Genomic DNA, 18,519 nt, shown 5'->3' with positions numbered 1-18,519 from the left:
TCCGCCATAGCCATTAGAATATATGGCCTGACCATTAGTGTGTCTCGGCGTTGGTTTGATCGTCAATTTGAAGACATTTGATTCGAGGAAGAACAATATGAAACGGTCATTGAAATCGGAGACTTATTCGCTCCGTGAAAGGACCAGAGCCTTTTTGCAAAGGTTCCATAACGAAGAAGACGGCGTGTTTGTCATATTTTCGCTGTATGCCTTTGTTATCATGTTCATCTTTACGGGCATGGCGGTCGACGTGATGCGTGTCGAGACGCGCAGAACCGAGCTTCAGGCTCTTGCCGACCGTGCCGCCGTTGCCGCCGCCGACATGCAACAAACCATTCCGGGCAATACCGTTATCGTAGATTACTTTGCAAAAGCGGGCGTTTCTGAAACGCTCAAGACCTATAACACTGTCTCCACGGTTTCCTCACGCACCGCAACGGTCGAAGCCGAAGACGACGTACAGATGATCTTTGGCAAATTGCTCGGTGTATTCACCGAAGACGCGGGCCCCTTTTCGGGCTCGATGAAGGTCAAGGTCAAAGCCGTTGCCGAAGAGCGCATCGAGAACGTGGAAATTTCCCTCGCGCTCGACATTTCTGGCTCGATGTCGAGCTACGGCCGTATCGGCAACCTCAAGACCGCGGCAAAGTCCTTTATCGATACGGTTCTTGCGAACAACGCGAGCAACGGGCTCGTGACCGTCAGCCTTGTTCCCTATTCGGAACAGGTCAACATCGGCCCCGATCTCTTTGCCCAGATCCCGAACCGCCAGCTTCACAACTATTCCTATTGTGTGGATGTCCCCGACAACCAGTTCAGCCGTGTGAGCCTTGATTGGAACCACCGTTACCAACAGGACCAGCACTTCCAGTGGAACTGGAGCGGTTACAACAACGAGATGAACAACACCGTTTGTCCGCAGCAGACCTATGAACGCATCACGCCCTGGAGCCAGAACGCCGCCGCGCTCAAGTATCAGATCGACCAACTGCAACCGCGTGCAGGTACGGCGATCTACATGGGAACGAAATGGGCTGCCGCTCTGCTTGATCCGTCGACACGCCAGATCAACGCCAACCTTGTCGCCAGCGGCAAAGTCGCATCAGGCGCCGCGAACCGTCCTTTGAACTACAACACCAAGAACTCGATCAAGGCGATGGTTCTGATGACCGACGGCGAGAACTCGACCTCGGCACGGATCGCAAGCTGGGCCTATCAGGACTCGAGCCATTACAGCCATTGGAACACCTATAACTTCAACTGGTATCTGTCGCGTTATGTTTACTCCTATCAGCGCCCCCAGTGGTATTACACGCGCTACACAACCCAGCTCGCGGACCAGCTTCAGGCCAATATCTGTCAGGCTGCAAAGAATGCCGGGATCATGATCTGGACCATCGGTTTCGAGGTCTCGGACGCCGCCGCAAACAAGATGCGCAATTGCGCAAGCTCTCCTTCGCATTTCTATCGCGTCGCGGGCACCAACATCAACGATGCATTCAAAGCAATCGCATCCGACATCAATGAACTGAGGCTGATCGAATGAATATGGTTAGCAAATTGCACCCCAAAGCCATCAGACGTGCTCTTCGCCGGTTTGCACACGCCGAAGACGGTGGCCTGTCGGTCGAATTCGCACTGGTTTTTCCTGCGCTGATCTTTCTCACCCTGTCGAGCTTCGAGCTTGGGATGGTGATGCTGCGCAACGCGATGCTCGATCGGGGCGTAGACAAGGCCGTGCGCGCCTTCAAGATCGACACGAGCGCCCAGATCGACGTGAACACGCTGCGTCAATCGATCTGTGACAAGGCGGGCATTATCCCCGATTGCATGAACCAGCTTCGCGTTGAAATGCGGATGGTCGATCTGCGCGCATGGGAGGATCTTCCTGCAACCTACTCCTGCAATGATCGCTCTTTGACGACCCAACCGCTGGCAAGCTTCACCCCCGGTGGTGCCAACGATATCATGATCTTGCGGGTCTGCGCTCTCTTCGATCCGATTTTTCCGACGACGACGCCTTTCTTGTTCCACCCGCCCGAGCATAACGGTGGCGCTTATGCCCTTACCGCGTCGAACGCTTTCGTGATGGAGCCTGTATGATGCTGACACCGTTACGCAATTTTGTCCGGAAATTCTCGCGGTCCGAGGATGGCACCATCGGTGTCGAAGCCGCGATTACTATGCCGCTCCTGCTTGTGACCTTTGCGATGGGTTTCGTGCTCTTCGACGCGGTGCGCTCGCAGGCGCAATCGCTCAAGACCGCTCACGTGCTGGCCGACATTCTGAGCCGCGAGACGAACCACGTCACACCCATCTATTTAAATTCATTGTGGAAAGTTCAGCAGGAATTGAACAGTGCCACGACGAATACCGAAATGCGGGTGACGGTCGCGCGCTGGAACAAAGACCAGAACAAATACAACGTGGTCTGGTCGAAAGTGAAAGGCAGCAAAGCGCCTCTTACCGACTCGTCACTCGCAACCGATGTTCAAAAGGTGCTGCCGACGGTCGCGAACGGAAGAGTGGTGATCGCGGTGGAATCCTGGGTGCCGCACACGCCGGTTCTGGATGTGGGTATCGATCCCTTCATCTTCCATCAGGTTGCAGCGGCGCTTCCGCGTTTCACCACAAGCCAGCTTTGCTGGAACGACAATGAGGAGCAAGGCGTAGCGACGCAGGTCTGTTAAGCGAACCGCCGCCGAGGATGTTTCGGCGGCGATGCTTCGAAGTCGGCTTAAACCACTCTCGTCTGGATTGCTTCGGCAAAGGCCTTGGCCTGTCCGGCCGAGACAACGCCGCCGACACCGATCCGGTTGCCCATCCGCCACCAAAGACCAGGGGCCCAGGCAAACGGCGCTTTCGACTTGAGAACAATGGAAAAGCCGTTCGAAGGTTTGAGCGCGAAGGCCCCGCGCTCGACTTTCTGGACCTCCGCCAAAGCGCAGAGCACCCGACCCGAGCTGTCACGGACCTCTTGGGTCGTGACTTCCAGCGTCACGGCACTCGCGCGGCGGAGCATTTCGGCCAGATAAAGCGATCCGAGCCCCAGCACGAAGAGAACCGCGATCCAGATCGTCGCCATTCCGCCGTTCAAAGCGAGAAGCAAAAACAAGGCTCCCAAGAGCGCGATGGCAACATAAGCCACGGTTCTGCGGAAGTTATTCGGTGTAATACGGGCGATAACGCCCTTTTCGTCGGGTTGAAAAAGTTCGAAATCCACAATCTGTCCCCTATGTTGTGGCCTCTAGCTAGAGTTGCTTTCAGAACAAAACAAGCTTTGACCTGCATTTGCGCACCTTTCATGTGCATCAGGTCGAATTGCCCAAGCGGTCCCCGAGCACTAGATTTGTCTCAATTCCAATGGAGATGCAAAATGTCTATCCGCCCAACACTCGAAACCCGTCAGGCCGTTCCGACCATGGAAGGCGCAGGTGTGAGACTTCACCGTGCCTTTGGCTTTCAGGACCCGACAGAGCTTGATCCGTTTTTGCTGTTCGACGATTTTCGCGGCGATCATCCTTCGGATTACATGCGCGGCTTTCCGTGGCACCCCCATCGGGGGATCGAAACCATCACCTATGTCCTGAACGGCACGGTCGAACATGGCGACTCTTTGGGCAACGCCGGAACGCTCGGCGCCGGCGATATCCAGTGGATGACCGCAGGATCGGGTATCCTGCATCAGGAAATGCCCAAGGGAAATGCCAAGGGACAGATGCACGGTTTTCAGCTCTGGGCGAACCTGCCCTCGTCGCTCAAGATGACTGCGCCGCGCTATCAGGACGTCAAAGGCAAAGACATTCCCGAGATCATCGACGATGACGGCACCCGCGTCAAAGTCGTGATCGGCGAATTCTGGGGCAAGCGCGGTCCTGTGGACGGTATCGCGGCTGATCCGCAGTATCTCGATATCTTTGTGCCCGCAGGCGTGAAAAAGACCTTCAAGGTCGACACCTATCGCCGCGCCTTTGCCTATGTGTTCGAAGGATCGGGCGCTTTTGCGGATGCCTCCAAACCCGAAGGCGTTCTTCTGGAAAAGGAAGTCATGGGCCAAGAGGTCAACATTCGCGACCTGTCGGGCAACCGCACCCTGATCCGTTTCGGCACGGGCGACGAAGTGACGGTTCAGGCAGGCGAAGAAGGTATCCGCTTTTTGCTGATCTCGGGCGCACCTCTCGAAGAGCCTGTTGCCTGGCATGGGCCGATTGTGATGAACACCCAAGAAGAGCTGCGCACCGCGATGCGCGAGCTGCGGAACGGGACCTTTATCAAGCCCGCACATTGACGGGAACGGGGCGCCGCAGGGCGCCCTTTTCATTTGCCTTGGCCTCTCCCGCGCAGGTCGCTAAAACCGCTTCAGGATTTTGAAAGGCGGGACATGTTGCGCAATTTTGTCATTCTGTTGGCTCTTTCGGGGTGCGGGCAATTTCCCGATCTTGCGGACACGCTTCTCCCCGAAGCCCAAGCCGCCGCCTATCCCCGACCGACAAACGTTTTGCCCGTCCTCGCGGCCGCAGCGCAAAGCGACGAGAAAACCGACAGGATCGAAGCTGCGACCGCCGCCCAGATCGCGCGTGCGAATGCTCTGGGTGCGCGCTGATTTTGCCTGACGTTCTTTGCCCTATGTTGCGTTGCGCTGATCCTGCTTTCGGGGTAACAGCGCACTAAGTCTTTTTCTAACTCGGAATCTTTCATGTCAGACGTCCTTCGCCTTGGTATCGCTGGTCTCGGAACGGTTGGTGTCGGTGTTATCCGCATCATCCAGAACCAAGCGGAGCGTCTGGAGATGCGCACCGGCAAAAAGATCGTGGTGACGGCGGTCTCGGCCCGTTCCAAGGCCAAAGATCGTGGCGTCGATCTATCGTCCTATGCGTGGGAAGATGATCCGGTCGCGCTTGCCAAACGCGATGACGTCGATCTCTTTGTCGAGCTGATGGGGGGCTCCGAGGGGGCCGCCAAGGACGCCATCGAAGCCGCAATCGCAACAGGCAAAGACGTTGTCACCGCAAACAAGGCGCTTCTTGCCATTCACGGCCAAGCCATCGCCGAAGCCGCCGAAGATACAGGCGTTTGCGTGCGCTACGAGGCAGCGGTCGCAGGCGGCATTCCCGTGATCAAGTCGCTGCTCGAAGGCCTTGCCGGTAACGCGATCAGCCGCGTCATGGGCGTGATGAACGGGACCTGTAACTATATCCTGACCCGCATGGAAAGCGCGGGCCTTCCCTATGACGTGGTCTTCGAAGAAGCGAACCAGCTCGGCTATCTTGAAGCGGACCCGAACTTGGACGTGGGCGGCATCGACGCAGGTCACAAGCTCGCTATCCTCGCTGCGATCGCTTTCGGTACGCAAGTCGATTTCGACAACGTCGAACTTGAAGGGATCGGCTCGATCACCATCGACGACATCCATCAAGCCGCCGATATGGGATACAAGATCAAGCTCCTTGGCGTGGCCCAGATGACGGGACGCGGACTGGAACAGCGGATGTCGCCTTGCCTTGTGCCCGACACTTCGCCGCTCGGCCAGCTTCAGGGCGGCACCAATATGGTTGTTCTCGAAGGCGACAGCGTCGGCCAGATCGTTCTTCGCGGTGCAGGCGCAGGCGAAGGCCCGACCGCGAGTGCGGTTATGGGCGACGTCTGCGATCTTGCGCGGGGTGTGCGGATTGCAACCTTCGGCCAGCCCGCCAGAACGCTGCGCAAAGCCGCTTCTGCACGTGCGGCGGTGTCGGCCCCCTATTATCTCCGCCTCCAGCTTCAGGATAAACCGGGCGCATTGGCCAAGGTCGCCCGTGCCCTTGGCGACAACGGCGTTTCGATCGACCGTATGCGCCAATACGGCCAGCAGGACCTGACCGCTTTGGTGCTCATCGTCACGCATAAGACCACGCAGACCGCTCTTGATCAGGCCCTCGAGGCTTGCATGGAAACGGGTGTGGTCAGTGGAACGCCGCTTGCGCTCAGGATCGAATCCGTCTGAGCCAGCCAAAGACCATGGGCCGCTCTGCGGCGCTTTTGAATTTAAGACCAGGGCGTTAGCGCTCTCAGCCTTGCCCCCTTGCCGTTTGGCAGGATAGAGGTCCGTAAAAGTTTAGTTTTCAGGAAGTATCATGGCCCAATCTCCCGAATTTTATGATCGCATGCTTTCGCTCGGTCTCGCTCGTGTTTCCGAAGCAGCTGCGCTCGCTTCAGCAAATCTGATCGGCCGTGGAGACGAAAAGGCAGCCGACCAAGCGGCTGTGAACGCCATGCGCGACCAGCTCAACATGCTCGACATTCAGGGCGTCGTCGTCATCGGCGAAGGTGAACGGGACGAAGCGCCGATGCTCTACATCGGCGAAGAGGTCGGCACGGGCAATGGACCTGCGGTGGATATCGCGCTCGACCCGCTCGAAGGCACGACGCTTACGGCCAAAGATATGCCCAATGCACTGACCGTGATCGCCATGGCGCCGCGCGGCACCCTGCTTCACGCACCCGACGTCTATATGGAAAAGCTCGCGATCGGTCCGGGGTTCAAGCCCGGGGTCGTTACGCTCTCGATGTCGCCGTCCGAGCGGGTTTCCGCACTCGCCTCGGCCAAGGGCTGCTCGACCGAAGATATTACCGTCTGCGTTCTGGAACGTCCGCGTCACGAGGAAATGATCGCGGAACTGCGCTCCACAGGTGCTGCAATCCGTTTGATCACCGACGGGGACGTTGCGGGCGTCATGCACTGCGCCGAACCCGAACAAACGGGCATCGACATGTATATGGGATCGGGCGGCGCCCCTGAGGGCGTGCTGGCGGCTGCCGCGCTCAAGTGCATGGGCGGCCAGATGTTCGGCAAACTGTTGTTCCGCAACGAAGACGAGCGTGCACGTGCGCGCAAGGCGGGCATCACCAATTTCGACCGCGTCTACACGCGTGACGATCTCGTGACGGGCGATGTGATTTTTGCCGCCACGGGCGTGACCGATGGTTCGCTTGTTTCGGGGATCAAACGCGAGGTCGGTTATCTCACCGCTGAAACCATCCTCATGCGCTCCAAGACCGGCTCGGTCCGCCGCATGACCTATCGCAACCCAACGAAGTAAGGTTGGGGTATCTCGGGGTCACACATTCGCTCACGGGACGGCGCTGGATAGGCCCCAGCGTCGAAACGGAGCGTCTTGCCGAGGCGATGGAGCAGGCCACGGGCCTACCCTCGGCGCTCTGTAGAACGCTCGCGCGGCGCGGCGTTGCGCCCGAAGAGGCGAGCGGCTTTCTGGCCCCGACCCTCCGCGACCTTCTCCCCGATCCCCTCGTCCTCAAGGACATGGGCCGCGCCGCCGAGCGGTTTCTCAAAGCAATCAAATCGCGCGAGAAAATTGCGGTCTTTGCGGATTATGACGTGGATGGCGGCTCGTCTGCGGCTCTCTTGCTGACATGGCTGCGCCAGATGGGCCGCGAGGCAACACTCTATATCCCCGACCGTATCGACGAAGGATACGGGCCGAACGAACCCGCGATGGAGGCTCTGGCCCGCGATCACGGGCTGATCGTATGCGTGGATTGCGGCACATTAAGCCATGGCCCGATTGCTGCGGCCAAAGGCGCGGATGTCGTGGTTCTGGACCACCACTTGGGCGGGGAGACGCTTCCGCCCGCTTATGCTGTTGTGAACCCCAATCGTCAGGACGAAACGGGCGAGCTTGGACATCTTTGCGCCGCGGGTGTCGTGTTTCTCATGCTTGTGGAAGCAAACCGCCAGTTGCGCGCCGAGAGCGTGAACGGCCCTAACCTGATGGCGCTTCTCGATCTTGTCGCGCTTGCGACCGTTGCCGATGTGGCGCCACTCATCGGCGTGAACCGCGCTTTTGTCCGCCAGGGCCTAACCGTTATGGCGCAGCGCCAACGGCCCGGACTTGTCGCGCTGGCCGATGTGGCGGGAATGGACAGTGCCCCAAGCACCTATCACCTCGGGTTTCTTCTTGGACCTCGGGTCAATGCGGGCGGGCGCATCGGCAAGGCCGACCTCGGGGCGCGGCTTTTGTCGACAGACAACCAGCTCGAAGCCCAAACCATTGCGGCCAAGCTCGACGAATTGAACCGCGAACGCCGCGACATCGAAGCAAACGTGCGCGAGCTTGCGCTTGAACAGGCGACCCAGCGCGGCCTTGACGGTCCCTTGGTCTGGGCGGCTGGCGAAGGCTGGCATCCCGGTGTCGTCGGGATCGTCGCCGCCCGCCTCAAGGAAGCGACCAACAGGCCGACCGTGGTCATCGGCTTTGACGGCGACGAGGGCAAAGGCTCGGGGCGATCCGTTTCGGGGATCGACCTTGGTGCCTCGATCCATCGCGTCGCGCACGAAGGGCTCTTGGTCAAAGGCGGCGGACACAAAATGGCTGCGGGGCTGACCGTGACGCGGGACAATCTCGAAGCCGCAATGGAGCGGCTTGGCGAACTTTTGGCGAAACAGGGAGCGGGTGACCTCGGGCCACAGGATTTGACGCTGGACGGCATCCTCATGCCGGGCGCGGCAACGGTCGAGCTGGTGCAGGAGATCGAAAAAGCGGGTCCCTTCGGGGCGAGTGCCGCGGCCCCTCGGTTTGCATTTCCGGATGTTCAGATCTCGTTTGTCAAACGTGTGGGCGCAAACCATCTTAAGATCGGTTTCGGCGATGGGTTGGGAGCTCGGATCGACGCCATTGCCTTTGGCGCGATGGATGGCCCGATGGGGCAAATGCTCGAACAGCATAATGGCGCACGCTTCCATCTGGCAGGGCGGCTCGAGATCAACATCTGGCAGGGTCGGCAATCGGTTCAACTTCGCCTAGAAGATGCCGCCCGCGCCGAATAAGCGCGACAACAGAAGACGTTACGTCTCGAAACTTTTTTCACGCCAAAGTCAAAAAATCGCACGAATCCCCTTGCGGAAGTTTGGCGTATTTCATAATCAGCGCTCACACAGAGTGGCCCGTTCGTCTATCGGTTAGGACGCCAGGTTTTCAACCTGGAAAGAGGGGTTCGATTCCCCTACGGGCTGCCACTTTTCCCCTAAAAATCAAAATACCGGCCATTGCGCAAAGCGTTTGCCTTTTTCATGACATCCGCCGTCATGATCGGGCCTTGGGCGCTTTTGAACCCAAAGCCCGCTCGATGATGCACTCAGGAATGGTGCGCCTTTCCCACTGCATCGAAAAGAACGACTTGAGAGGGGTCAAAGATCAGGTGCACCTTGTCACCTGTCTGAACGTGAGACCGACCGCTGTCTTGGGCGACGATCTGGGTTCCGTCGGGCAGCACCGCATAAACCAGCGTCCTGTCTCCCAGACGCTCGACGACACGCACGCGCGCCGGCAAGCCATCGGCAGCATCGGTAAGTCGGATCGCTTCGGGCCGTATCCCGAGTTCGAAGGCTCCGAAGTTCGAAAGCGCGATGTTCGTTTCAAGTGTCAGCCCATCGGAGGTGACGAAATTCGCGCCTGTTTTCCCTTGTGACGTGGTTCCCGAGAGAAAGTTCATCGCAGGGCTGCCGATAAAGCTCGCAACGAATTTGGTCGCAGGGGTGTTGTAAACCTCCAACGGTGTTCCGATCTGCTCGATCTTGCAGTTGTTGAGGATCACAATCCGATCCCCCAAAGTCATCGCCTCGGTTTGATCGTGCGTCACATAGATCATCGTCGACTTCATGCGCTGATGAAGTTCGGCAAGCTCGACACGCGTGCGCACCCTGAGCGCGGCATCGAGGTTGGACAAAGGCTCATCGAACAGGAATGCGGCAGGTTCCTTGACGATCGCCCGCCCGATCGCCACGCGCTGGCGTTGCCCGCCCGAGAGTTGCGCAGGCTTGCGATCAAGCAGGGCACCGATTTCAAGGACATGCGCGGCTTCTTCCACCCGACGTTTGATTTCGTCGGGCGCAAGACGGATGTTCTTGAGACCGAAGGCCATGTTTTCCCGAACGGTCATATGGGGGTAAAGCGCATAGTTCTGGAACACCATCGCGACATTGCGCTGACCGGGAGCCAAATCCTGACTGACTTTTCCGCCGATCAAAAGCGTGCCTGAATCAATGCTCTCCAGTCCTGCAATCATCCTCAGAACGGTCGATTTTCCCGACCCCGAAGGGCCGAGGAAAACCACGAACTCGCCCGAATGGACATCCAGAGACAACCCCGAGATCACCTCGACTGCGCCGAAACTCTTGGAGATATTTTGAAGCGAGATATCTGCCATGTTCTATCCTTTATCCCTTGATCCCGGCGGAAAGTGTGATGGCCGTGGTCACGCGGCGCTGGAACAACAAATAGGCGAAAGCGACGGGAAACCCTGCGAGCACGGCGGCGGCAAGCTGGCGCGCATAGTAGACACCGAAGGCATCACTGACCTGTGTGATCCCCACGGTGATCGTCATCATTTCGTTCTTGGTGACGGCAAGGAACGGCCAAAGGAAGGCGTTCCATGACCAGATGAACGACACAATGGCAAGTGCGGTCGTCACGCCCCAATTCATCGGCATATAGACTCTGAACAGCGTGCCGAACTCGCTGGCATTGTCCATGGCCGCAGCCTCGCGAAAGTCCTTCGGCACTTGGTCGAAGAACTGTTTATAAACTATGATCACAACGGGATGGATCAACTGGGGCAGAATGATCCCCGCCCAAGAGTTCAAGAGCCCCATATTCGCGACCAGCACAAAGTGGTTGATGATGAGAACCTGTGTCGGGACCATAAAGCTTGCCAAAATCAACCAATAGAGCGTGCGGCGAAACGGGAACCGCAGCTGGCTGATGGCATAGCCCGCAAACATCGACGTGCTGACCGTCAGAACCGTAACACCAAGCGCCGTGACGATCGAATTGATATACCACCTCCCGATTTGGGTCTCGGTCAGGGCGAACCAATAATGGTCGAAGGTCAGGGTTTCGGGCCACAATTCGATATAGGGCCTGACAACCTCGTCTTCGGGTTTGAGCGAACTGACAATGCCCCAATAGATGGGAAACGCCCAGATGATGGCACAGATCAGCGTGAAGACGGTTATGATCCCGCCGAACAGATTGAGCTTTTGAAGTCGACCCGAAGTCATGAGCGTTTCTCCGCAAACCGCATCAGTTGGAAATTCAGGACCGAGACGATGATCACGATGATGAAGAGGACAATCGCAATCGCTGCGGCGCGTCCGCCGTCATTGCTCACAAAGGCGCGCTGGTAGATGTAATACACCATCACCAGATTGTCGTTAGGACGTCCCCCGACCGAGAAGAGATAGACTTGGTCAAAGATTTTCAGCTGCAAGATCAACTGGATCGTCAGGACCAGCGCCGTTACGGGCCACAACAGCGGCCATGTGATACGTCGGAACAAAGTCCATCTGTTGGTGTTGTCTAGCGAAGCCGCTTCATAGATCTCGCTCGGGATCGAGCGTAGCCCCGCAAGAAACAAGAGGATGGAAAATCCCGAGGTCCACCAGACTGTAACCATCGCAACCGCGGGCATGAACCACCCCGTCACCTTGAAGATCGGAACGCGGTCAATTCCCATCAGATCGAAGAGATGCATCGCGATGCCGAATTGGAAATTCAACGTCCAGTCCCAGAGCCGATAAACAACGGAAACAGGGAGAATATAGGGGAGAAAGAAAAGCGCCAAAACGATGGCCTGAAGTCGTCCCTGAAGTCGGCTTATGCCCAGTGCGATCGCCAGAGCGACGAATGTGCCCGGAATAACGGAAAGCAGCACGAAATAAGCCGTATTCCAAAAGGCCGTATCGAACCTGCGATCATTCGGGAGGCGTGTGTAATTTTCCAATCCGACCCACTCGCCCTTGCCGATCAAGGGGGCGTCGGTGAAGGACAACAAGAACATGTCGATCGTCGGATAGACGAAAATCAACGAGTAGATAGAGAGGAAAGGAAGAATGAGGATGAACGCGACCAGAGCCTCTTTTTTGCGATCACGGATCATGCGGCGTGCCCCTACCCTCGGAATTGCGTCAGTGGTTCGTTGCAGTCGAAGGCAGGACGACGCATCACGCCGTCCTGCCTCTGATTTTACATGTCGTTGAGATCTTCAGTGATACTCGCCACTGCCTCGGCAGGGTCCAATTCACCGTTGAGCGCGGGCACGAAGTAAGTCGACATCACGTCGAAGATCGGTCCTGCGACACCTGCAAGCGGGGTCTTGGGATCATAGATCATATTCGCGGTCAGGCTCGAATAGGTGGCATTGGGTTCCATCGCCTTGTATTCGGCCGAGTCCGTCACGGCTTTGTAGGCAGGAATGTGACCTGCAGTCGCCCAGAAGAGGGACTCTTTCAAAATCCCCGAAATGACCTTGAGCACGGCGGCACGCTTGGCGGGGTCTTCTGCGCTTCCTGCGGGGATCGCAAAGACGTGGCTGTCCGAATAGGTTGCCGGATGGTCAAAGATCACGGGAAGCTCGACCGCACCCCACTCGAAGAGTTTGCCCTGCGCATGAAGGTCGGTCATCGTCGGGACTTCCCAGACACCGTTGATCATCATCGCAGCTTCGCCGCTGGTAAAGAGCGCCACGGTCGCGGGATAGTCGGTATAGGTGGACTGTAGACCCGCCGTGGTCCATTCCTGCAGGACTGCAAGGGCATTCTCGAGCTTGGCGGCGTTGTCACCGACAAGGAACTCGCCGTCCGTAAGCAATTCGCCGTCCTGTTGGCCGACAAGCGAATAGATCGTGCGGAACATGAAGTTACCGTCAGCCGTCACAGAACCGAGCGGGAACTTGACCTGACCGCTGTCGGCAATTGCCTGAAGCATCGCGGTGAATTCTTCGCGGCTTCCCATCCCGGCGGGTGTTCCGTCGGCATTGAGCTGCCCTGCGGCACCAAGGATGTCCTTGTTATAGTAGAGAACGATCGGGTGGGTATCGAGCGGCACACCGTAAATCTTGCCGTCCGGGCCCGTGACACCATCCCAGATTTGGGCTGCGAAATCGTCCTGACCAAAGCCCATTGCGGCCCAGTCTTCGGGGGTAATTTCATCGAGGACCCCTTGCTCGACTGCAAGCGGAATGCGCGAGGCGTGATAGGTCATCACATCGGGCGCTTCGCCCACCGCGACGGATGTCTGAACTTTGGTATAGAAGGGAACGCCCCACTCGAGTGTGGTTGCGTCAATCTTGACTTCTCCGGCGTTGGCTTCGTTGAAGTCAGAAATCAACTGCTTCATTCGGACACCATCACCGCCGCCAAGGAAATCCCACCATACGACGGTTTCCTCGGCTTGGACGGCACTTGCCATCAACCCGGCAAATGCAATCGCGACATACTTGTTCATTGTAAGTCCTCCCTTTTTTGTCCGGCTTGAAAACCGGTACTGGCGAAATGCTACACCAAACATCGATTCTTTCAACGGATTTGTGGGTATATACCACAAACCGTGATATACTACATCTGGACCCGTACGACCGAGTAGCTATAGGGCGGCAGGGACAGCGACAGACCGCCCGCCGTAATTTTTGCGCCATCCCCTTGCTTTGGAACAACTTTATTCGGCTCCTCCGCCGTGTTCCGCGCCTCGAGATCATCATGCTTGAGGATCGTATGCTCAACCGATTTGGGGCTACCGAACCGCTCGATGGCGAGATCAATATCGAGATGTTCGGTTCCGTTCCGGTTGACCGCAAAGAATGTCAGCACCCCGCTCGCCGCATCATGAACGCCCGAAATATCGAGATAGGATACATTGGCAGCAACTGCAGCATCATAGGTCGGACAATCCACATCCAGATTCAGCGCGGTTCCACGGCCCAACGTCGAAGCAAACTTGAACGGGTAAAAGATCGTCTGACGCCAAGACGTGCCGCCCGGAACAGTCATAATGGGTGCAATCACGTTCACGAGCTGTGCGATACATGCGATCCGCACCACATCCGAACGACGGATAAACGTGTTGAGAATACACCCGACCTGAAGCACATCCTCGAAGGTATAGATATCCTCGAGCAGCGCAGGCGCATGCGGCCAATCCCATTCGGCCATGCGCTTCGCATCATTCTTGCGCTCGTGATACCAGACGTTCCATTCGTCAAAACTGATCTTTACATCACGCTTGGAACGAGATTTCGACTTTACATAATCGATCACACCCGAAACCGTCCCGATATAGCGATCAAGCTTTTCAGGAAGCGCAAGGAACTCTGCCGTGTTCTTTTCGTAGTTCTCGAAATACATGTGGAGCGAGATGTAATCGACCTGATCATAGGTCTGTTCGAGAACGGTCGCTTCCCATTGCGGATAGCTCGGCATTTCCGAGTGCGAGGACCCACAGACAACAAGCTCAAGCGACTTGTCAAACGATCTCAGCGCCTTAGCCGTCTCATTGGCAAGACGACCGTATTCAAGCGCGGACTTGTGACCGATTTGCCAAGGCCCATCCATCTCGTTCCCGAGGCACCACAACTTGACACCCCAAGGATCGGCGCGCCCGTTCTTTTTGCGCAGATCGGACCAATAGCTTCCACCCGGATGGTTCACGTATTCGACAAAGGCGCGCGCCTCGTCCAAGCCGCGCGAGCCAAGGTTCAGCGCAAGCATCATCTCGGTATTCGCCTTTTCGGCCCAGTCGGCGAACTCGTGGATACCGACCTGGTTCGACTCCGAGGTGCGCCAGGCAAGGTCCAGTCTCGTCGGACGGTTTTCCTTGGGGCCGATACCGTCTTCCCAATTGTAAGCCGAAACAAAGTTACCGCCGGGATAGCGACAAATCGGAGTGTCCAGTTCCCGCACGAGTTCTATGACATCGCGACGCATCCCGCTGTCATCGGCCTGCGGGTGATCGGGTTCATAAATCCCAGTATAGACCGCCCTCCCGAGATGCTCGAGGAAAGAGCCATAGAGCCTGTTGTCAATTTCAGAGATTGTATAGCGGCTGTGAGCCGTGACGCGAGCTTTCATCGACCATCACCCATTCATATCGAAAGTTAAGGTTTATACCGTTATTTCCGATATGATTGTGGCGAGTCTTGCTTTCAGTCAACGATTCATTTCACCGAAGTCGCATAATGATGTCTTGGTCATAGTTCCCGAAACCACGGCCGAAGATGTTGATCCCGCCGGGATGGGCGGCATCATCCCGCACACCGATCCGCATCCGGATCGAGCGGTGGGCATCAATATCAAGATCGCCGATCTTGGTGCTCGACACCTTCATTCCATCGACAAATGTGCCTTTGGAATTGATGCGCCAAGTCTTGAGTTTACCGTATTGCGAGCCCGAGAGTTTCCACCATTTTGGAGTGTAAACCCCTCTTTTATCACCGAAATCTCCTGGAGAGGTCCAAGTCGCGACATGGACGCCGTTGACCTCGAGGAAAATGTCGGACGGCCAATCCGCGCTCGTTCCGGGAACCTCCGACGAGAGCTCCATCGAAAATTCGACTTCGCTCGGGGTGAGGTTTTTCAGCTTCGCATTATTGGGGAATTGATACTCGACATAGCCGCTGTTGAACCACAAAAGCCCCGCGCGCATCCGCTCGGGTTCGAGGAAAGTATTGGGCACATCCAGCAGACCGATCACCCCATCGGTCGAACACAATCCACAGGGCGAGGAAATCTCGCACCGTGAATAAAGACCGAGAGGCATGGAAACTTCGATGTCATTCTCGGCTTGCTCGGGGCGGACCTCGTGAAAAGCGATCAAGATTTCACGAAACCGCGACTCGCAAATCTTTTGGCTGCCTTTTTTTGCCTTTTGAGACGTCGTCGCAACTAATCCAACATCTTCAAGGACTTGAAGGTTGGATGAGACGGTAGACTGGGGCAGATCCAGCGCAGCAGAAATCTCGTTTACGTTCATCGGACCTCGGATGTCCAAAGTCTTTAGGATCGAGACGCGGATCGCGCTCGCCAACGCTTTGACCACATCAAGATTTTGCTCCGGATCAACCAACAAGAACCGATTGGTCACTGCATTCTCCTTCAAAGGTAACAAATCTTTCATATCAACAATTGTGATATTTAAAAAGTGAAAAAACCACTGGCTGAAACCCGATCAGGTTTCGACCGTGGAAAAAAGATTTTGTGGGGCTTTTTCTCCTATCGTCCCGAAGGTTCGTTCACGCGAAAGCGCGCTTCGAACCCTGTTGCTGACGAGCGACGTGGAGAGCGGATGTCAAACGCACCACCCGAACGCTCGGCTATGGAGCGCACTATCGCAAGCCCGAGACCGCTGCCCGTGGATTGGGCCCCCTCACCGCGCTCGAACCGATGTGTGAGCCGCGCAAGTGTTTCTTCGGGCACGACGGGACCCTCGTTCGAAACCGTAAAGGTGCCGTCGGCACCCAGAACAACCTCGATAGGTGCATCAGACTGCCCGTGGCGGACGGCATTTTCGACAAGATTGCGCAGGATGATGGCCAGCGCATCGGGTTCAAGGTCGGACAAAACGGCGCTGTCGGGGAGAGAGAGGACAATGTGGGCGGGTGCCACGGTGCGCCTCAGGTCGTCGATAATCAGCTCTGTGATCGGCCGAAGATCCGCTCTGTCGTTTCGGCGCAACTTGGCGCCCTCGGCCCGTGCCAATTGCATCAGACGTTCTGCAAGCCGCGTCAGCCGCTTGAGCGTCGTTTCGATCTCGCCTGCGCGCGCCTTGGCATCGGGATCGGATGTTTCGGACTGAAGTCTCTGCGCCTGAGCGATTGCACCCGCCAAGGGGGTCCGCAATTCATGCGCCGCGTTTGCTGCAAAGCTGCGCTCTGCATCAAAGGCCGTTTCGAGCCGACCAAGAAGCCCGTTAAGCGTTTCGGCAAGCGAGGCAATTTCGGTCGGAAGATCATCGGTATCGATCCGGCTCAGATCACGTTCGCTCCGCGCAGACAGCCGCATCCGATAGCGGCGCACGGGCGCAAGGCTGGCACGAACAGCAAGGGCGATCGCGCCAAGGGCAAGCGGCAACATGATCAAAAGGGGAAGCCCCAAACCCCGCTGGATTTCGTGGGACACACTGGCACGATGCTCCAAAGGTTCGGCCACCGTAATCCTGATCGTCCCTTTCACCGCTTCGTCGCTATAGAGGCGGTGACTGTCGGTCGTCGAGAACCCCACCCCGCGCCATTCGGCAAAAGTATCGGGATCTGCCGTATGGGATTGCAACAGGATCCGGCCTTGATCGTCCGTGACCACATAGGTGAAGAACTCGGTATGGTCGCTGATGGCGGCTACGCGCTGGTTGATCCCTTCTTCCTCGCGGCCGAGAATATCCACCACAGCCAAAGGAAGGATACGTTGCGCCGTCTCTTGCAGCGCCGAGTCGAACACCTCTTCGATTTCGCTGCGCGCAATATAGGCGGTCACATTCGCCGCGGCGACCCATACGACAGTAAGGGCCAAACCGAGCAAGAGCATCAAACGGCCTTGAAGGCTCTTCGTAAACCTCATGCACGCCCCAATCGATACCCGAGACCCCGTTCGGTCTCGATCACCGACGCTCCCAACTTTTTCCTCAGGCGGCTGACATGCACTTCGATCGTGTTGCTTTCGATCTCGGCCCCGAAATCATACATCTTGCCCTCAAGCTGCGCTTTGGAGAGCAATTGACCGGGACGCGAGAGAAACACTTCGAAGAGGGCCCATTCCCGCGCGGTCAGGGTCACAGATTTTCCGTCCCGATAAACACTGTGCGCCGCCAGATCGATCTCGAGTGCGCCGTGTTTGACAATCGGATTGGGGTTGCCGGCATAGCGCCGCGCCACAGACCCGATCCGCGCAGAAAGCTCCGCGAGATCGAAGGGCTTGACGAGATAATCATCCGCCCCCGCATTCAGGCCATCTATGCGGTCGCTGATCTGGTCCAGCGCGGTCAGGATGATCACGGGCGTGACATCCCCCTTGGCCCGTAATCGGCGGAGAAAGGGAATACCGCGCCCGTCGGGCAACATCAGATCAAGGAGAACAAGATCGAAACCCGTTGCGGCAATCGCGTCTTGGGCGACGTCGAGGCGCTGAACCCAATCGATCGAATGACCATCGGCGGCGATCTGGTCGCGCACCGCAGCGCCGAGGATCATATCGTCTTCGATCAGTAATACTCTCATGTCCAGTCGCCGCCCTTCACGCTTGTTTCCGCTTATAGGATCAAATCGTCCTGACGCACAGCTGAAGAAGAACACCAGCTCTCTTCAGCTTGGCGTCAGGTTGAAGCTCTATCCCTGTGTCAAAGTTGGCCCCAACTTGGAGAGTGGCCCATGCAAAAGACCATTACAATTCTTGCTTTTCTGACAGCCTCGGTCGCAGGGTCCGCCCGAGCCGAAGAAGGTTGCTTTGTGCCCATGTCGAACTGGAAGCCGCGCGAGGCTGTCGTCGAACTTGCCGAAGAACGGGGCTGGAACGTGCGCCGCATCAAGATCGATGACGGGTGCTACGAGATCCAAGGGCGCGACGCATCGGGCCGCGAAATCGAAGTGAAGCTCCAGCCGGACACGTTGCAGATCGTCGAATTCGAGTTCGAAGAAGAACATGATGACGACCGCAAGGGTGACGAGTCCCACTGACCCACATTCACCACTTTAAGCCCACCT

Annotated in this window: 18 protein-coding genes and 1 tRNA gene; 10 read left to right on the top strand and 9 right to left on the bottom strand. The window is 57.1% G+C overall.

From position 1 onward, the window contains the following. The first annotated feature begins 184 nt into the window (after positions 1-184). Genes QQG91_RS03745 through QQG91_RS03735 form a run of 3 tightly spaced genes read left to right on the top strand, consistent with a single transcriptional unit; the run spans position 185 to position 2,690 of the window. Positions 185-1,546 (top strand): pilus assembly protein TadG-related protein, encoded by a 1,362-nt coding sequence (locus tag QQG91_RS03745; RefSeq protein WP_285771644.1) that lies wholly within the window; start codon positions 185-187, stop codon positions 1,544-1,546. Positions 1,547-1,548: 2 nt separating this feature from the next. Continuing rightward, positions 1,549-2,103, top strand: coding sequence for a TadE/TadG family type IV pilus assembly protein (locus QQG91_RS03740; protein ID WP_285771643.1), 555 nt, complete (start codon positions 1,549-1,551; stop codon positions 2,101-2,103). Continuing rightward, entirely contained in the window at positions 2,103-2,690 is a 588-nt protein-coding gene (locus tag QQG91_RS03735; RefSeq protein WP_285771642.1) for a TadE/TadG family type IV pilus assembly protein, read from the top strand. Before QQG91_RS03740 ends, QQG91_RS03735 begins: the two co-directional genes overlap by 1 nt. 47 nt (positions 2,691-2,737) lie before the next feature. Here the strand turns inward: QQG91_RS03735 and QQG91_RS03730 are convergent, their stop codons facing one another. Then, positions 2,738-3,223: a hypothetical protein gene (locus QQG91_RS03730; protein WP_285771641.1), complete on the bottom strand. Its 486-nt coding sequence runs from the start codon at positions 3,221-3,223 to the stop codon at positions 2,738-2,740. 153 nt (positions 3,224-3,376) lie between these two features. On the opposite strand from QQG91_RS03730, the gene QQG91_RS03725 reads away from it, so the two are divergent. The 6 genes from QQG91_RS03725 (at position 3,377) to QQG91_RS03700 (ending at position 9,013) form a co-directional block, all read left to right on the top strand. Beyond that, the gene (locus tag QQG91_RS03725) at positions 3,377-4,288 is read left to right on the top strand and encodes a pirin family protein (protein WP_285771640.1); all 912 of its coding nucleotides are present in this window, start codon (positions 3,377-3,379) and stop codon (positions 4,286-4,288) included. Positions 4,289-4,381: 93 nt separating this feature from the next. Then, positions 4,382-4,603, top strand: a complete 222-nt coding sequence (locus tag QQG91_RS03720; protein ID WP_285771639.1) for a hypothetical protein — start codon at positions 4,382-4,384, stop codon at positions 4,601-4,603. Between the two features lie 93 nt (positions 4,604-4,696). Beyond that, positions 4,697-5,983 (top strand): homoserine dehydrogenase, encoded by a 1,287-nt coding sequence (locus tag QQG91_RS03715; RefSeq protein WP_285771638.1) that lies wholly within the window; start codon positions 4,697-4,699, stop codon positions 5,981-5,983. 130 nt (positions 5,984-6,113) lie between these two features. After that, on the top strand, positions 6,114-7,079 hold the full coding sequence (gene glpX, locus QQG91_RS03710; protein ID WP_285771637.1) for a class II fructose-bisphosphatase: 966 nt from the start codon (positions 6,114-6,116) through the stop codon (positions 7,077-7,079). A gap of 2 nt (positions 7,080-7,081) precedes the next feature. Beyond that, the gene (recJ, locus tag QQG91_RS03705; protein WP_285771636.1) at positions 7,082-8,824 is read left to right on the top strand and encodes a single-stranded-DNA-specific exonuclease RecJ; all 1,743 of its coding nucleotides are present in this window, start codon (positions 7,082-7,084) and stop codon (positions 8,822-8,824) included. A gap of 114 nt (positions 8,825-8,938) precedes the next feature. Next, positions 8,939-9,013, top strand: a tRNA-Glu gene (locus QQG91_RS03700). A gap of 119 nt (positions 9,014-9,132) precedes the next feature. On the opposite strand, the gene QQG91_RS03695 is transcribed toward QQG91_RS03700, so the two are convergent. The 8 genes from QQG91_RS03695 to QQG91_RS03660 form a co-directional block, all read right to left on the bottom strand. Further along, positions 9,133-10,203, bottom strand: a complete 1,071-nt coding sequence (locus tag QQG91_RS03695; RefSeq protein ID WP_285771635.1) for an ABC transporter ATP-binding protein — start codon at positions 10,201-10,203, stop codon at positions 9,133-9,135. Between the two features lie 10 nt (positions 10,204-10,213). Further along, positions 10,214-11,056 carry a carbohydrate ABC transporter permease gene (locus tag QQG91_RS03690; RefSeq protein WP_285771634.1) on the bottom strand — a complete coding sequence of 281 codons (843 nt, stop codon included), beginning with the start codon at positions 11,054-11,056 and terminating at the stop codon, positions 10,214-10,216. After that, positions 11,053-11,934 carry a carbohydrate ABC transporter permease gene (locus QQG91_RS03685; protein WP_285771633.1) on the bottom strand — a complete coding sequence of 294 codons (882 nt, stop codon included), beginning with the start codon at positions 11,932-11,934 and terminating at the stop codon, positions 11,053-11,055. Before QQG91_RS03685 ends, QQG91_RS03690 begins: the two co-directional genes overlap by 4 nt. Positions 11,935-12,020: 86 nt before the next feature. Beyond that, positions 12,021-13,280 (bottom strand): extracellular solute-binding protein, encoded by a 1,260-nt coding sequence (locus tag QQG91_RS03680; protein ID WP_285771632.1) that lies wholly within the window; start codon positions 13,278-13,280, stop codon positions 12,021-12,023. 110 nt (positions 13,281-13,390) lie between these two features. Further along, positions 13,391-14,899, bottom strand: coding sequence for an arabinosylfuranosidase ArfA (gene arfA / locus QQG91_RS03675; protein WP_285771631.1), 1,509 nt, complete (start codon positions 14,897-14,899; stop codon positions 13,391-13,393). A 91-nt stretch (positions 14,900-14,990) separates the two neighbouring features. After that, on the bottom strand, positions 14,991-15,911 hold the full coding sequence (locus tag QQG91_RS03670; RefSeq protein ID WP_285771630.1) for an ArsR/SmtB family transcription factor: 921 nt from the start codon (positions 15,909-15,911) through the stop codon (positions 14,991-14,993). 128 nt (positions 15,912-16,039) lie between these two features. Beyond that, positions 16,040-17,380 carry an ATP-binding protein gene (locus QQG91_RS03665; protein WP_285771629.1) on the bottom strand — a complete coding sequence of 447 codons (1,341 nt, stop codon included), beginning with the start codon at positions 17,378-17,380 and terminating at the stop codon, positions 16,040-16,042. Continuing rightward, positions 17,377-18,036 carry a response regulator transcription factor gene (locus QQG91_RS03660; RefSeq protein WP_285771628.1) on the bottom strand — a complete coding sequence of 220 codons (660 nt, stop codon included), beginning with the start codon at positions 18,034-18,036 and terminating at the stop codon, positions 17,377-17,379. Before QQG91_RS03660 ends, QQG91_RS03665 begins: the two co-directional genes overlap by 4 nt. A 150-nt stretch (positions 18,037-18,186) precedes the next feature. On the opposite strand from QQG91_RS03660, the gene QQG91_RS03655 reads away from it, so the two are divergent. Then, positions 18,187-18,492, top strand: a complete 306-nt coding sequence (locus QQG91_RS03655; protein ID WP_285771627.1) for a PepSY domain-containing protein — start codon at positions 18,187-18,189, stop codon at positions 18,490-18,492. The last annotated feature ends 27 nt before the right edge of the window (positions 18,493-18,519 follow it).

Source organism: Marivivens sp. LCG002, assembly GCF_030264275.1.
Lineage (GTDB): Bacteria > Pseudomonadota > Alphaproteobacteria > Rhodobacterales > Rhodobacteraceae > Marivivens.
The sequence above is the reverse complement of the archived record's forward strand: the minus strand, read 5'-3'. Positions and strand labels throughout refer to the sequence as shown.